Raw genomic sequence first — 13,809 nt, 5'->3', positions numbered from 1 at the left:
ACGACGTCCTTCAATTCTGCCAGGTTGTCACGTACGCAGGTCGACCAGAAGCGGAGGGGTGTGTTCCCCTCGCACGCCTGTCAGGGACAGTACGGCATGCCCGGGAGGCACGGCGTGGGCGAGGTCGGAGGCGGACCAGCGCTGCCGCTCGACCTCCCGTACCGTCACCGCCTCCGCCGTCGCCGCCTTGCCGGTGACCAGGCGGCGCAGGAAGTGCAGGGCCTTGGTGAGCGGCTCGTCGGAGATGATCTGCCGGTTGGTCACGTCCCGGGTCTGCACCCACTCGGTGCCCCAGGTCTCCGCGAACCGCCCGCCGTCCCAGGGCGCGATCCCCGCGAACGCCATCCGGCACCCCACCGCGCCCAGCAGCGGCCCGCGCAGCGCCTCCGGCACGTCCTCCAGGGTGCGCAGCGCCAGGACGACACCCGCATGGGCGGAGCGCAGCCGCTGGATGGCGCGTACGGAGTCGGCGGTGATCGTGTACGTGGCGTCGTCCAGGACCAGGCAGGCGAACAGCGACCGGTCCGCCCGGCCCAGGGCCGCCTCGGTGAACTGCGCCAGCAGCAGCCGCGCCACGATCCGGGACGCCTCGGCGTGCCCGCGCTCGGGCAGGTCGACGCGCACGCGCAGCGGGTGCTCGATGGCCCGCAGCGAGAACCGCCGCGCCTCCCCGTCCGTACGGAAGAACCGCGCGAACGCCGGCCGGTCCAGGAAAGCGATCCGCTCCGCCAGCAGCACGCCGACATCGTCACCGCGCTCGGCCTGCCGCTCCCGCGCGTCCAGCTCCCGCAGCTGTGCCGGGTCGTCCGCCACGGCCGCGCGCAGCTCGGCCAGCGCCTTGGGCGCCCCGCCGAGCAGCTCGCGCAGCTCCGGTACGGCGGGGAAGTGGCCGTGCGCGGCCCGGTACGGCCCGATCAGCTGGGCCAGGGCCGTCGCCGCCCGGCGGCTGTCCGGGACGAGGTCTCCGACGAGGGCCTCGGCGAGCATCCGGGCGGCCTCGTCGGGGTCGTCGGCGCCGCCGTACAGATCGAGGTCGTGCGTGGAGTCCGGGCGGCCCACGGAGACCACCACGTCGAACGCGCCGTCCGGGGCGAGCGCGGTGCCATGGGCGGTGACGGCGACGACGGAGGCGCGGTTGGCGAGGGCCTGGAGGCACAGGGACTCGGTGACCGGCCGTACCAGCCGGACCGTCTTCCCCGATCCGGCGGGCCCGACCGCCAGCAGCGAGGTCCCGAGCACGGCCGGCTCCAGGGCGACCCCGGTGGTGCGCCGGGCGTAGGGGTTACGGGGGTGGTCGGCGGCGGTGCCGATCCGCACCTGGGCGGTTGCCAGGTCGTGGGCGGCGGTACGCACGGGCAGGTCGCGCACGCCGGACGGGTGTGCGCACGCGGCGGGCCCGTGGGCGCGCACGGCGTCGGTGAACGCGGCCAGCCGGTCCGGGTGGGTCCGTACGCCCTGCCAGGCCCGCCGGATACGGGCGTAGTCCACATCGCGCAGCGCCCCGGCCCTGGTCGCCTCGGCGAGCCTCTGGGCGGCCTCGGTCAGCCCGGCGTCCCGCAGCTCGGGCCAGTCGACGGGGTCGGCGTCCGGGGGCGGCGGCGGGAGCGGGGCGTCCTTCTTCTTGGCGTACCTGCGCCAGATCTCGGGTACGTGGCCGATCCGCGCGAAGAAGACCAGCAGGCCACCGCCGACGACCGCGTAATAGACATAGCTGGCAGTGGCCCACGTCCCCGGCTGCGTACGCCACTCGTCCGGGGTGAGCACCAGGAGCGGCCAGAGCCAGTAGTGGCCCAGGTAGCCGTTCCAGAGCAGGGACCACAGGAGCCAGCCGCTGAGCAGGGCGATCACCGCTCCGGCGAACAGCCGCCGCGCGGGCACCGTCTCCGGCTCCTCCTCCGGGCGCGGCCGGTGTCCGAACCGCCACACCCCGGGCTCGGCCGCCGGCCGGGGCGTACGCAGCCACTGCGCGGTGCCGCCGCCGGCGGGCGCGGGGGCGTGCCGGGGCGGGGGCGGCACGGGCGGCTTGCCGACGTGGGTGCGCCGTGCCTCGTACGTACCGTCGGTGTCCATGAACCCCTGCCCCCTGACCAGCCAGGTCCCGCGCGTCTGTGCCCCCGTCAATGTAGTGCCCGAGCCCGCGTGTTGCGGGAATGTCCTGCCCGCAGAGGACATACGGCCGCGGGGCCGTGCAGGGTCGCCCCCGCAGAGGCTGGCGGCGAAGGCTGGGTTCCCTTGAAAAGAGACCCAAGGCCGCCGGCCTCGTGGGGGTGCCCCCCTCTGGGGGAGAGGCGAGCCCGGAGGGGCCACGCCCCCCACCCACCGGCAGCAGACAGCCCGCACTTGAGCAGACGCGCCACCACCCCTATGTCCGCCCCGGACAAGGACACACCCTCCACCACTCCCTAAAGGAGCATGCCGCGCCCCCTCCCCCAGCCCTAGCCTGCGGAAGAAAGAGCAGTAGCGTCCGAAAGACCCCACCCCAGGAGCCCCGCATGACCGATATCCCGCAGGAGCGCCGCGTCGTCACCGCCATCCCCGGCCCGAAGTCGCAGGAGCTTCAGGCCCGCCGTCTGTCCGCGGTCGCGGGCGGCGTGGGCTCCGTGCTGCCGGTCTTCACGACCCGCGCCGGTGGCGGCATCATCGAGGACGTCGACGGCAACCGCCTGATCGACTTCGGTTCCGGTATCGCCGTGACGTCGGTCGGCGCGTCCGCCGAGGCGGTCGTGCGCCGGGCCAGCGCCCAGCTCCAGGACTTCACGCACACGTGTTTCATGGTCACGCCGTACGAGGGCTACGTCGAGGTCTGTGAGCAGCTCGCCGAGCTGACGCCGGGCGACCACGCCAAGAAGTCCGCGCTGTTCAACAGCGGTGCCGAGGCCGTCGAGAACGCGGTCAAGATCGCCCGTTCGTACACCAAGCGCCAGGCCGTCGTGGTCTTCGACCACGGCTACCACGGCCGTACGAACCTGACCATGGCGCTGACCGCCAAGAACATGCCGTACAAGCACGGCTTCGGTCCGTTCGCCCCCGAGGTGTACCGCGTCCCCGTCGCGTACGGCTACCGCTGGCCGACCGGCGCCGAGAACTGCGGCCCCGAGGCCGCCGCGCAGGCGATCGACCAGATCAGCAAGCAGATCGGCGCCGAGAACGTCGCCGCGATCATCATCGAGCCGGTGCTGGGTGAGGGCGGCTTCATCGAGCCGGCCAAGGGCTTCCTGCCGGCGATCGTGAAGTTCGCCAACGACAACGGCATCGTCTTCGTCGCGGACGAGATCCAGTCCGGCTTCTGCCGTACCGGCCAGTGGTTCGCGTGCGAGGACGAGGGCGTCGTCCCGGACCTGATCACCACCGCCAAGGGCATCGCGGGCGGTCTGCCGCTCGCCGCCGTCACCGGCCGCGCGGAGATCATGGACGCCGTGCACGGCGGTGGCCTGGGCGGCACGTACGGCGGCAACCCGGTGGCCTGCGCCGGTGCGCTCGGTGCCATCGAGACGATGAGGGAGCTCGACCTCAACGGCAAGGCCAAGCGCATCGAGGAGGTCATGAAGGGCCGCCTCGCCGCGATGCAGGAGAAGTTCGAGATCATCGGCGACATCCGTGGCCGCGGCGCCATGATCGCGATCGAGCTGGTGAAGGACCCGGCGACCAAGGAGCCGAACCCGGAGGCCGCCGGCGCGCTCGCCAAGGCCTGCCACGCCGAGGGTCTGCTGGTCCTGACCTGTGGCACCTACGGCAACGTGCTGCGCTTCCTGCCGCCGCTGGTCATCGGCGAGGACCTGCTGAACGAGGGCCTGGACATCATCGAGAACGCCTTCGCGGGCGTGTGACGCTGACGCACAGCGACCGGTTGTGAAGAAGCAGTGGGGGGCCGATGGCGGGATGGAGATCCGTCTGTCGGCCCCCCGTTCTCTGCCGTACGGTTTCTGCAGATGAGAGAAACACCCCGTCCGCAGGCAACTGCGGGCGGCTCCGGGACGGAGCCTCCCCAGCCTCGTCCTGGTCGTGCCCTCGCGCACACCACCGGAGCTTCCGGCTCCGGATCTCCTCACCGATCGGACAGTCGCCCGCCCCACACCCCCCGGGGCGCGCGACGCACCGGTCCTGGCGGCCGCCCCGGAACCACCCCCCCTGTTCCGGGGCGGCCGGCTTTCCTCTCCGCGACGCTGCTGGCCCTCTTCGGGGTCATCACCTGGCAGGTCGCCGCCCACGGTCCCCTCGCCCGCCTCGACGAGCGCGCGAGCCGCGCCCTGGTGGGCCACGGCCCCGCTCCCCTGACCGAGCTCCTCGCCGACCTGGGCAACATGCAGGTCGCCCTCCCCGTGCTGGCCGCCGCGCTGGCGTACGCGGTCTGGCGCGGCCGCCGCGCCGAGGCGCTGTGCGCGGGGCTCGCCATGGCGCTCGTACCGGCCGTGGTCGTACCGCTGAAACTGCTCGTGGACCGGGTCGGCCCGCTCACCTCCGAGACCGGCTACTACCCGTCCGGGCACACGGCGACGGCCCTGGTGGCGTACTGCGGCGCGGCCCTGCTGGTGCACCGGCGCCTGTTGCCGGTCGCCGTGCTGCTGACGGTGGCGACGGGCATCGGCCTGGTGCTGCGCGGCTACCACTGGCCGCTGGACGTCCTGGCCAGCGGCTGCCTGTTCGCGACGCTCCTGCCGGCAGCACGACGTTTGCATGGATTGTCCTAGTTTGGGCACTTCGTGGCGTACTGCCATCGAAAGGAGCACCACCATGGTCATCCGCAAGCTGCACCAGATGGGCGTGCGCAGCGAGCACGCGTACGTGGCCGCCTTCGCCTCCATCGGCCTCTCCGTCGCCACCTGGATGGGGTCCCTCAAAATGGAGCCCGGCACTGGACTGGCCCGCGCCGACCGGTGGGGGATCTTCGTCGGAGAGTGGGCACCCACGTTCTTCGGCCTCGGGCTCGCCCTCTCCCACTACGAGCAGCACGACGGCACCCTCATCGTCGACACCCGCGAAGTCCGGAGGGAAGCCGCCTAGGCGCGCGTAACCCCATCAGCGGTCCCGATGGGGCCGCTTCCGTGCCCGTCGGCCCGCCAGGCCCGCCGCCTCGTGCATCGCCAGCTCCAGGAGCGCCGGGTCGTTGAGCGTGCCACTGCCGTCCGGCACCACCAGCCAGCGGGCCGCGCCCGTCGCCCGTCCCGGGTACGGGGCGACGATCCAGGTGCCGCGGCCGGCGGCCCGTATCCCGGTGCCGACCCAGCGGGCGGCGGTGCCCACGGGCACGAAGAAGCCCAGGCGCGCGTCGCCCGTGTCGGCGAGCAGTACCGGACCCGGCCGGTCGACGAGCCGGCACAGGACGTCGAGGGTGGCGTGGCCGAGCTCGGCGGGGGTGATCAGCACGTCCCAGCGCCGGCCGGCGGGCAGGAGCGCGACCCCGAGGGGGTTGCGCTCCCACTCCCACCGGCAGGCGGCGGGATCCGGCGCCACCGCCGCCAGCCACTCCACCGCGGTCCTGTCCGCCGAACCAGTCATCGCCCGCCGCCTCCATGTCCGTGTCTGTGACTGCCCCGGCGGGCAGTGCGTTCACACGAGGAGAGAGCGGTCCGCCTGGATCATTACGCGGCTGGGACGCCGGCATGGTGGTGAACCGGGTCGGCGGGGGCGCGAACCGGGCGCATCCGGCTCAGCTGTCGAAGCCGAGCCCGAGCCGGTCCATCGCCTTCAGCCACAGGTTCCGGCGGCCCCCATTGGCGTCGGCCCGGGCCAGGGACCACTTGGTCAGCCCGATGCCCGCCCAGGCGATGGGCTCCGGCGGGAAGGGGAGCGGCTTGGAGCGCACCATTTCCAGCTCCGTACGCTCGGTCCGCTCACCCGACAGCAGGTCGAGCATCACGTCCGCCCCGAACCGCGTGGCGCCCACGCCCAGGCCCGTGAAGCCCGCCGCGTAGGCGACCCGTCCCCCGTGTGCCGTGCCGAAGAAAGCCGAGAAGCGGGAGCAGGTGTCGATGGCGCCGCCCCAGGCGTGGCTGAACCGGACGCCCTCCAACTGCGGGAAGCAGCGGAAGAAGTGCTCCGCGAGCTTGAGGTAGGTCTCGGGCCGGTGGTCGTGCTCGGGGCTGACCCGTCCGCCGAACGGATAGATCGCGTCGTAACCGCCCCAGAGGATCCGGTTGTCGGCGGAGAGCCGGAAGTAGTGGAACTGGTTGGCGCTGTCGCCGAGGCCCTGGCGGTTCTTCCAGCCGATCGACTCCAGCTGATCGTCCGTCAGCGGCTGGGTCATCAGGGCGTAGTCGTAGACGGGGACCGTGTAGGCGCGTACGCGCTTGACGAGCGACGGGAAGACGTTGGTGCCGAGCGCGACCTGCCGGGCGAAAACCCGCCCGTAGGGCGTGCGTACGGCCATTCCGGCACCCGCGCGGGCGAGTTCGAGGCCCCGGGTGTTCTCGTAGACGCGTACGCCGAGGTCGATACAGGCCCGCTTGAGGCCCCACGCCAGCTTGGCCGGGTGCAGCATGGCGACGCCGCGCCGGTCCCACAGCCCGCCCAGGAAGGTGGGCGAGTCGACCTGGGCGCGTACGGCGTCCCGGTCGAGGAGTTCCAGGTGGCCGGCGAGGCCGAGGCGGTCGGCCTCCTCGTACACCTCGGTCAGCTCGGCCATCTGGTGGGGTTCGGTGGCGACGTCGATCTCGCCGGTGCGTTCGAAGTCGCAGTCGATGCCGTACGCGGAGACGGCCGCCTCGATGGCGTCGAGGTTGCGGATGCCCAGCTCTTCGAGGGTGGCCAGCTCGTCGGGCCAGCGGGCGAGCCCGTTGCCGAAGCCGTGGGTGAGGGAGGCGGCGCAGAAGCCTCCGTTGCGGCCGGAGGCGGCCCAGCCCGCCTCCCGGCCCTCGATGAGGACGACGTCCCGCGCGGGGTCCCGCTCCTTGGCGAGGAGCGCGGTCCACAGGCCGCTGTAGCCGCCGCCGACGACCAGCAGGTCGCAGTGCTCGGTGCCGGTGAGGGCGGGCAGTGCGGCCGGCTTGCCCGGGTCTTCCAGCCAGAAGGGGACGGGCTGGGCGTCCGCGAGTGATTGTGCAGCAGTACGCATGGCAGCTGGGGCCATGGTTTTCAACTCCTATCGGAACTCACGAGATGGTTGTGCGCTTGCGCCGGCCGGCCGCGACCTGGCCGGCGACCACCACCAGGACCGCGATGACGAACATCGCCGTGCCGATGACGTTGATCTGTACGGGCGTACCGCGCTGCGCCGAGCCCCACACGAACATGGGGAAGGTCACGGTGGAGCCCGCGTTGAAGTTGGTGATGATGAAGTCGTCGAACGACAGCGCGAAGGCGAGGAGCGCGCCGGCGGCGATGCCGGGCGCGGCGATGGGCAGGGTGACCCGAAGGAAGGTCTGCACGGGCCCCGCGTACAGGTCCCGGGCGGCCTCCTCCAGGCGCGGGTCCATGGACATCACCCGCGCCTTGACCGCCGTCACGACGAAGCTCAGGCAGAACATGATGTGGGCGATGAGGACCGTCCAGAAGCCCAGCGGGGTGCCCATGTTGAGGAAGAGCGTGAGCAGGGAGGCGGCCATGACGACCTCGGGCATCGCCATCGGCAGGAAGATCAGCGAGTTGATCGTGCCACGCGCCCGGAAGCGGTAGCGGACGAGCGCGAAGGCAATCATCGTGCCGAGCGCGGTGGCGCCGAGCGTCGCCCAGCCGGCGATCTGCAGGGACAGTGTGAGCGAACCGCACAGGTCGGCGACGCCGCACGGGTCCCGCCAGGCGTCGGTGGAGAACTCGCGCCAGGAGTAGTTGAAGCGTCCCGCCGGCTTGTTGAACGAGAACACCATGACGACGATGTTCGGCAGGATCATGTACGCGAGGGTCAGCAGACCCGCTATGGCGACGAGGTTCTTGCGGAGCCAGCGCATCAGACCAGGTCCTCCGTTCCGGCCCGGCGGATGTAGACGGTGACCATGATCAGCACGATGGCCATCAGGATGAAGGACAGCGCGGCCGCCGTCGGGTAGTCCAGCACCCGCAGGAACTGCGACTGGATGACGTTGCCGACCATCTTGGTGTCGGTCGAGCCGAGCAGCTCGGCGTTGACGTAGTCGCCGCTCGCGGGGATGAAGGTGAGCAGCGTCCCGGAGACCACGCCCGGCATGGACAGCGGGAAGGTCACCTTGCGGAAGGTGGTGGCGGGCGAGGCGTACAGGTCCTTGGCGGCCTCGTGGAGCCGTCCGTCGATCCGCTCCAGCGAGGTGTAGAGGGGCAGGATCATGAAGGGCAGGAAGTTGTAGGTGAGGCCGCAGACCACCGCCATGGGCGTGGCCAGAACGCGGTCCCCCTGGGTCCAGCCCAGCCAGTTGGTGACGTCCAGGACGTGCAGCGCGTCCAGGGCGCCGACGACGGCGCCGCCGTCCGCGAGGATCGTCTTCCACGCCAGCGTACGGATGAGGAAGCTGGTGAAGAACGGCGCGATGACCAGGACCAGGAGGAGGTTGCGCCAGCGGCCCGCCTTGAAGGCGATGAGGTACGCGAGCGGGTAGCCGAGCAGCAGGCACAGGAAGGTGGCGGTTCCGGCGTACACCAGGGACCGGACGAACTGCGGCCAGTACTCGGTGAAGGCGTCCCAGTAGGTCTGGAAGTGCCAGGTGACCTGGAAACCCCGCTCCAGGGAGCCGGTCTGCACGGACGTGGAGGCCTGGTAGACCATCGGCAGCGCGAAGAAGACGAGCAGCCAGAGGATGCCGGGCAGGAGCAGCCAGTACGGGACGAGCCGCTTGCGGGTGGCCGGTTTGCGTACGACCGGCTGGTCCGGCGCGGGCGGTGCGGGTGGTGCTTCGGTGATCGTCACGCGGCGTCCTCCACCTTTTCCACGCCCGCGTCGATGTCCTGGGCGGCGTCCAGGCCGAAGGTGTGGGCCGGGTTCCAGTGCAGGACGACCTCGGCGCCGGGAGTAAGGCGGGAGTCGCGCTCGATGTTCTGCTCGTACACCTGGAGGGCGGTACCGGCGGGGCTGTCGACGACGTACTGGGTGGAGACACCGTTGAACGAGGTGTCGACGATCCGGCCGGTGACCTTGTTGCGGCCGAGGGGGATCCCGCTCGCGTCGTCGGCGTGGGCGAGCGAGATCTTCTCCGGGCGGATGCCGACGAGCAGCTTGCCGCCGGTGCGGGTGTCGGCGCTGCACCGGTCGGCGGGCAGCCGCAGCTTGCCGCCGCCGGCGGTGACGGTGATGTCGGAGGACGCCTCGGCGACCTCGGCCTCGATGAGGTTGGACGTGCCGAGGAAGTTGGCGACGAAGGTGGTGCGGGGGTTCTCGTAGAGGTCGGCGGGCGCGCCGAGCTGCTCGACGCGGCCGCCGTTCATCACCGCGACCGTGTCGGCCATCGTCATGGCCTCCTCCTGGTCGTGGGTGACGTGGACGAAGGTGATGCCGACCTCCGTCTGGATGCGCTTGAGCTCCAGCTGCATCTGGCGGCGCAGCTTGAGGTCGAGGGCGCCGAGCGGCTCGTCGAGGAGCAGCACCTGGGGGTGGTTGATGAGCGCGCGGGCGACGGCGACGCGCTGCTGCTGGCCGCCGGAGAGCTGGTGCGGCTTGTGGCCCGCCTTGTCGCCGAGCTGGACGAGGTCGAGCATGTCGCCGACCTGCTTCTTGACGGACTTGACGCCGCGGCGGCGCAGGCCGAAGGCGACGTTCTCGTAGATGTTCAGGTGCGGGAAGAGGGCGTACGACTGGAAGACGGTGTTGACGGGCCGCTTGTACGGGGGCAGGTCGGTGACGTCCTTGTCGCCGAGGTGGACGGTGCCCGTGGTGGGCTCCTCCAGGCCGGCGATCATGCGCAGGGTGGTGGTCTTGCCGCAGCCGGACGCGCCGAGGAGGGCGAAGAAGGAGCCCTGCGGGACGGTCAGGTCGAGGGGGTGGACGGCGGTGAAGGAGCCGTACGTCTTGCTGATGCCGGAGAGGCGGACGTCGCCGCCGGTGGCGCTGTGCGTGTCAGTCATGCGTGGCGATCCCAGGGGGTGTCGAGGGCGGACGGCGGTGGTGCTCAGGCACCGATGAGCTTGGCGAACTTCTCCTCGTACGCCGTCTCTTCCTCACTGGTCAGGGAGCGGAAGGCGCGGGACTTCGCGGCCATCGCCTTGTCCGGGAGGATCAGGGTGTTCGACGCCAGCGCGGGGTCGATCTTGCTGAGTTCCTCGCGTACGCCCTCGACGGGGCAGACGTAGTTGATGTACGCGGCGAGCCGGGCGGCGTTGGGAAGCTCGTAGTAGTAGTCGATGAGCTTCTCGGCGTTGGTCTTGTGCCGGGCCTTGGCGGGCACCAGGAGGTTGTCGCTGGAGGTGATGTAGCCGGCGTTGGGGATCGCGAACTGGATGTCCGGGTTGTCGGCCTGGAGCTGGATGACGTCACCGGCCCAGGCCAGACAGGCGGCGATGTCGCCCTTGGCGAGGTCGCCGGTGTAGTCGTTGCCCGTGAAGCGCCGGATCTGCTGGGTGTCGACCGCCTTCTGGAGGCGGCCGAGTGCCGCGTCGAAGTCGGCGTCGGTGAACGAGCCCGGGTCCTTGCCCATGTCGATCAGCGTCATGCCGATCGAGTCGCGCATCTCCGACAGGAACGCGACCCGCCCCTTGAGCTTGGGGTCGTCCAGGAGCTGGGTGACGGAGTCGACCTTGCGGCCCCCGGTCGCCTTGGTGTTGTACGCGATGACCGTGGAGATGCCCGTCCAGGGGTAGGAGTGGGCGCGGCCCGGGTCCCAGTCGGGGCGGCGGAACTGGGAGGACAGGTTGGCGTACGCGTGGGGGAGGTTGGCCGGGTCGAGCTTCTGCGCCCAGCCGAGGCGGATGATGCGGGCGGCGAGCCAGTCGGTGACGCAGATCAGGTCGCGGCCGGTGTCCTGGCCGGCGGCGAGCTGCGGCTTGACCTTGCCGAAGAACTCGACGTTGTCGTTGATGTCCTCGGTGTACTTGACCTTGATCCCGGTGCGCCTGGTGAACGCCTCCAGGGTGGGGCGGGACTTCTCGTCGTCGCTGATGTCGATGTACTGGGTCCAGTTGGAGAAGCTCAAGCGCTTCTCCTTGGCCGAGTAGTCGGTGGAGGCGGGGCCGTCACCCTCCCGCTCGGCGGGCGGGATGCCACAGGCGCTCAAGGACGCCATGCCGCCGACCGCGAGCGCGCCGACGCCCGTGGCGCGCAGCATGGAACGGCGGGTGAGGGCGCCTCTGCCGTTCGTCAGGCTGCGCCGCATCGCGGCGAGCTGTGCCGCTGACAGGCTGTCGGGCTCGTACTGCTCCATGCGCTGTGCCTTTCGGTGTGGCCGTGGTGGGCTATCGGTCCCCGAAGACGGTCCGGTGCCAGTCCTTCCTGGCGACCGCCGTGTTGTCGTACATCACATGCTTGACCTGCGTGTACTCCTCGAAGGAGTACGTTGACATGTCCTTTCCGAAGCCGGATGCCTTGTAGCCCCCGTGCGGCATCTCGCTGATGATCGGGATGTGGTCGTTGACCCAGACGCAGCCCGCCTTGATCTCGCGGGTGGCGCGGCCGGCGCGGTAGACGTCACGGGTCCAGGCGGAGGCGGCGAGGCCGTAGGGCGTGTCGTTGGCGAGGGCCAGGCCCTCGTCGTCGCTGTCGAAGGGCAGGACGACGAGGACGGGGCCGAAGATCTCCGCCTGGACGATCTCGCTGTCCTGGGCGGCGCCGGTGATGAGGGTGGGGCGGTAGTAGGCGCCGGAGTTGTGGGGCGCCACGCCGCCGGTGACGACGGTGGCGTACGCGCGGGCACGGTCGACGAAGGCGGCCACCCGGTCGCGCTGGGCGTGGCTGATGAGCGGGCCGAGGTCGGTGTCCTCCTGGAACGGGTCACCGATGCGGACGGTCGCCATCAGGTCGGCGACGCCGGAGACGAACGCGTCGTACAGCGGGCGCTGGACGTACGCGCGCGTGGCGGCGGTGCAGTCCTGGCCGGTGTTGATGAGCGCGCCGGCGACCGCGCCGTGGACGGCGGCCTCCAGGTCGGCGTCGTCGAAGACGACGAAGGGTGCCTTGCCGCCGAGTTCGAGGTGGAGGCGCTTGACGGTGGTGGTGGCGATCTCGGCGACCCGCTTGCCGACTGCGGTGGAGCCGGTGAAGGACGTCATCGCGACGTCGGGGTGCCCGACGAGGTGCTCACCGGCTTCCTTTCCGGCCCCGGTGACGATGTTGACGACCCCGTCGGGGATACCGGCGTCGGTCGCCGCCTGCGCGAACATCAGCGAGGTGAGCGGGGTGAGTTCGGCGGGCTTGAGGACGATCGTGTTGCCGGCGGCGATGGCCGGCAGGACCTTCCAGGCGGCCATCTGCAGGGGGTAGTTCCAGGGTGCGATCGAGCCGATGACGCCGATGGGTTCGCGGCGGACGTACGAGGTGTGGTCGCCGCTGTACTCGCCGGCCGACTGGCCCTGGAGGTGGCGGGCGGCCCCCGCGAAGAAGGCGGTGTTGTCGACCGTGCCCGGCACGTCGAACTCGCGCGTCAGCTTGATGGGCTTGCCGCACTGGAGGGACTCCGCGTGGGCGAAGTCCTCCGCGTGTTCCTGCAGCTGGGCGGCGAACCGGTGCATCGCTTCGGAGCGCTCGCCCGGTGTCGCGCCCGCCCAGCCCGGCAGCGCGGCGCGGGCGGCGGCGACGGCCGCGTCCACGTCGGCGGTCGCGGCGAGTTCGTACGTGAGCACGTCCTCGCCGGTCGCGGGGTCGACGACGGTGTGGCCGCGCCCCGAGGTACCGGGCCGCAGCCGCCCGTCGATGTACTGCGCCCCGGCCGCGAAGCGGTCGAGTCCCTGGAAGCGGTTGCCCATGACGCTCTCCGTTGTCCCGGCTCGAATTGAGTGCCGATCCTGACAGAGGAGGTCCGGGGCAACAAGGGATTCCGTTGTTGCCTTTTGGTTACGCGACGGAATCGGTCGACCATGTGTCGGGTGGGGGTCGATATCTCGGTACGGAGTGTCAGTGGCGACTGCCAGACTGGCGTGCATGGAGAAGATCCACGAGCTGATCGAGCAGGTCAGCAGGGGTGAGCGAGTGAAGTTTCTGCACTTCTGGGGGCACACGCCGAGGCGGGACGGGACGATCGGGGCGAGCTGCCTGAGCCAGTGGTGGCCGTCGCCGTTCACGGTCGACGGCGTGGAGTACGCGACGGCGGAGCACTGGATGATGGCGGCCAAGGCCCGGCTCTTCGGCGACGCGGACGCCGAGCGCCAGGCCATCGAGGCGCCGAACCCGGCGCTCGCGAAGAAGGCGGGCCGGCTGGTGCGCGGCTTCGACGAGACGATATGGAAGCGGGAGCGGTTCGGCATCGTGGTGGCGGGCAGCGAGCACAAGTTCGCGGCGGACCCGGAGCTGCGGGCGTTCCTGCTGTCGACGGGCGACCGCGTGCTGGTGGAGGCGAGCCCCATGGACCGCGTCTGGGGCATCGGCCTCGCCGCCGACGACGAGCGCGCCCACGACCCGGCCCGCTGGCGGGGCCTGAACCTCCTGGGCTTCGCCCTGATGCAGGCACGGGCGAAGCTGCGGGCGACCTCGGTCGGCTGACCCCCGTCGTGGGCAGCCGTCCCGCACGGCCCACTCCCCGTCGTGGACAGCCGTCCCGCCGGGCCCGCCGCCCCCCGTTGTGGGCAGCCGTCCCGCTGGGGGTCCCCCGTTGTGGGCAGCCGTCCCGCAGGGCGGGACGGGTGGGCACAACGGGACCGGGGCGGTTCCCTTTCGGCGGTTCCACCCGGGGCGGTGCCCCTTCCCGGTTCGCCCCGGTGCGGTGCGGGTCGGCGGCCTGCCGGGGGGTGGGGGGCGTGGCCCCTCCGGGCTCACCTCCTCGAGGC

General features: G+C 71.2%; 12 protein-coding genes. 4 read left to right on the top strand and 8 right to left on the bottom strand.

Annotated features, from left to right (window positions below; genetic code table 11):
- Positions 1-27 precede the first annotated feature (27 nt).
- The gene (locus AMK26_RS12855; protein ID WP_073754634.1) at positions 28-2,070 is read right to left on the bottom strand and encodes an ATP-binding protein; all 2,043 of its coding nucleotides are present in this window, start codon (positions 2,068-2,070) and stop codon (positions 28-30) included.
- A gap of 422 nt (positions 2,071-2,492) precedes the next feature.
- Here AMK26_RS12855 and gabT point away from each other — a divergent pair, with 422 nt between their 5' ends.
- From gabT to AMK26_RS12840, 3 genes are all read left to right on the top strand, one after another.
- Positions 2,493-3,827 (top strand): 4-aminobutyrate--2-oxoglutarate transaminase, encoded by a 1,335-nt coding sequence (gabT, locus tag AMK26_RS12850; RefSeq protein WP_073754633.1) that lies wholly within the window; start codon positions 2,493-2,495, stop codon positions 3,825-3,827.
- Between the two features lie 102 nt (positions 3,828-3,929).
- On the top strand, positions 3,930-4,688 hold the full coding sequence (locus AMK26_RS12845) for a phosphatase PAP2 family protein (protein WP_073754632.1): 759 nt from the start codon (positions 3,930-3,932) through the stop codon (positions 4,686-4,688).
- Positions 4,689-4,731: 43 nt separating this feature from the next.
- The gene (locus AMK26_RS12840) at positions 4,732-5,001 is read left to right on the top strand and encodes a hypothetical protein (protein ID WP_073754631.1); all 270 of its coding nucleotides are present in this window, start codon (positions 4,732-4,734) and stop codon (positions 4,999-5,001) included.
- A gap of 15 nt (positions 5,002-5,016) precedes the next feature.
- On the opposite strand, the gene AMK26_RS12835 is transcribed toward AMK26_RS12840, so the two are convergent.
- The 7 genes from AMK26_RS12835 to AMK26_RS12805 form a co-directional block, all read right to left on the bottom strand.
- Complete coding sequence (locus AMK26_RS12835) at positions 5,017-5,496, bottom strand: hypothetical protein (protein WP_073754630.1); 480 nt, start codon at positions 5,494-5,496, stop codon at positions 5,017-5,019.
- A gap of 151 nt (positions 5,497-5,647) precedes the next feature.
- Positions 5,648-7,066 (bottom strand): NAD(P)/FAD-dependent oxidoreductase, encoded by a 1,419-nt coding sequence (locus tag AMK26_RS12830; RefSeq protein WP_073754629.1) that lies wholly within the window; start codon positions 7,064-7,066, stop codon positions 5,648-5,650.
- 22 nt (positions 7,067-7,088) lie between these two features.
- Complete coding sequence (locus AMK26_RS12825) at positions 7,089-7,883, bottom strand: ABC transporter permease (protein WP_073754628.1); 795 nt, start codon at positions 7,881-7,883, stop codon at positions 7,089-7,091.
- A complete protein-coding gene (locus AMK26_RS12820; RefSeq protein ID WP_073754627.1) occupies positions 7,883-8,812 on the bottom strand; it encodes an ABC transporter permease in 930 nt (309 codons plus the stop codon). Before AMK26_RS12820 ends, AMK26_RS12825 begins: the two co-directional genes overlap by 1 nt.
- Positions 8,809-9,963 carry an ABC transporter ATP-binding protein gene (locus tag AMK26_RS12815; RefSeq protein WP_073754626.1) on the bottom strand — a complete coding sequence of 385 codons (1,155 nt, stop codon included), beginning with the start codon at positions 9,961-9,963 and terminating at the stop codon, positions 8,809-8,811. The genes AMK26_RS12820 and AMK26_RS12815 overlap by 4 nt, the downstream gene beginning before the upstream one ends.
- Positions 9,964-10,007: 44 nt before the next feature.
- A complete protein-coding gene (locus AMK26_RS12810; RefSeq protein WP_073754625.1) occupies positions 10,008-11,255 on the bottom strand; it encodes a polyamine ABC transporter substrate-binding protein in 1,248 nt (415 codons plus the stop codon).
- A 31-nt stretch (positions 11,256-11,286) separates the two neighbouring features.
- Positions 11,287-12,792: a gamma-aminobutyraldehyde dehydrogenase gene (locus tag AMK26_RS12805; RefSeq protein ID WP_073754624.1), complete on the bottom strand. Its 1,506-nt coding sequence runs from the start codon at positions 12,790-12,792 to the stop codon at positions 11,287-11,289.
- Positions 12,793-12,967: 175 nt separating this feature from the next.
- Between AMK26_RS12805 and AMK26_RS12800 the strand changes: the two genes are divergently transcribed.
- The gene (locus tag AMK26_RS12800) at positions 12,968-13,525 is read left to right on the top strand and encodes an NADAR family protein (RefSeq protein ID WP_198944045.1); all 558 of its coding nucleotides are present in this window, start codon (positions 12,968-12,970) and stop codon (positions 13,523-13,525) included.
- Positions 13,526-13,809: the final 284 nt, after the last annotated feature.

The sequence above is a fragment of the Streptomyces sp. CB03234 genome, from assembly GCF_001905885.1.
Taxonomy (GTDB): domain Bacteria; phylum Actinomycetota; class Actinomycetes; order Streptomycetales; family Streptomycetaceae; genus Streptomyces.
The sequence above is the reverse complement of the archived record's forward strand: the minus strand, read 5'-3'. Positions and strand labels throughout refer to the sequence as shown.

What these genes read in the sequence shown, in the direction of transcription:
- AMK26_RS12855 (WP_073754634.1), bottom strand. Translation starts at nt 2,070, where the DNA reads ATGGACACCGACGGTACGTACGAGGCACGGCGCACCCACGTCGGCAAG.
- gabT (WP_073754633.1), top strand. Translation starts at nt 2,493, where the DNA reads ATGACCGATATCCCGCAGGAGCGCCGCGTCGTCACCGCCATCCCCGGC.
- AMK26_RS12845 (WP_073754632.1), top strand. Translation starts at nt 3,930, where the DNA reads ATGAGAGAAACACCCCGTCCGCAGGCAACTGCGGGCGGCTCCGGGACG.
- AMK26_RS12840 (WP_073754631.1), top strand. Translation starts at nt 4,732, where the DNA reads ATGGTCATCCGCAAGCTGCACCAGATGGGCGTGCGCAGCGAGCACGCG.
- AMK26_RS12835 (WP_073754630.1), bottom strand. Translation starts at nt 5,496, where the DNA reads ATGACTGGTTCGGCGGACAGGACCGCGGTGGAGTGGCTGGCGGCGGTG.
- AMK26_RS12830 (WP_073754629.1), bottom strand. Translation starts at nt 7,066, where the DNA reads ATGGCCCCAGCTGCCATGCGTACTGCTGCACAATCACTCGCGGACGCC.
- AMK26_RS12825 (WP_073754628.1), bottom strand. Translation starts at nt 7,883, where the DNA reads ATGCGCTGGCTCCGCAAGAACCTCGTCGCCATAGCGGGTCTGCTGACC.
- AMK26_RS12815 (WP_073754626.1), bottom strand. Translation starts at nt 9,963, where the DNA reads ATGACTGACACGCACAGCGCCACCGGCGGCGACGTCCGCCTCTCCGGC.
- AMK26_RS12810 (WP_073754625.1), bottom strand. Translation starts at nt 11,255, where the DNA reads ATGGAGCAGTACGAGCCCGACAGCCTGTCAGCGGCACAGCTCGCCGCG.
- AMK26_RS12805 (WP_073754624.1), bottom strand. Translation starts at nt 12,792, where the DNA reads ATGGGCAACCGCTTCCAGGGACTCGACCGCTTCGCGGCCGGGGCGCAG.
- AMK26_RS12800 (WP_198944045.1), top strand. Translation starts at nt 12,968, where the DNA reads ATGGAGAAGATCCACGAGCTGATCGAGCAGGTCAGCAGGGGTGAGCGA.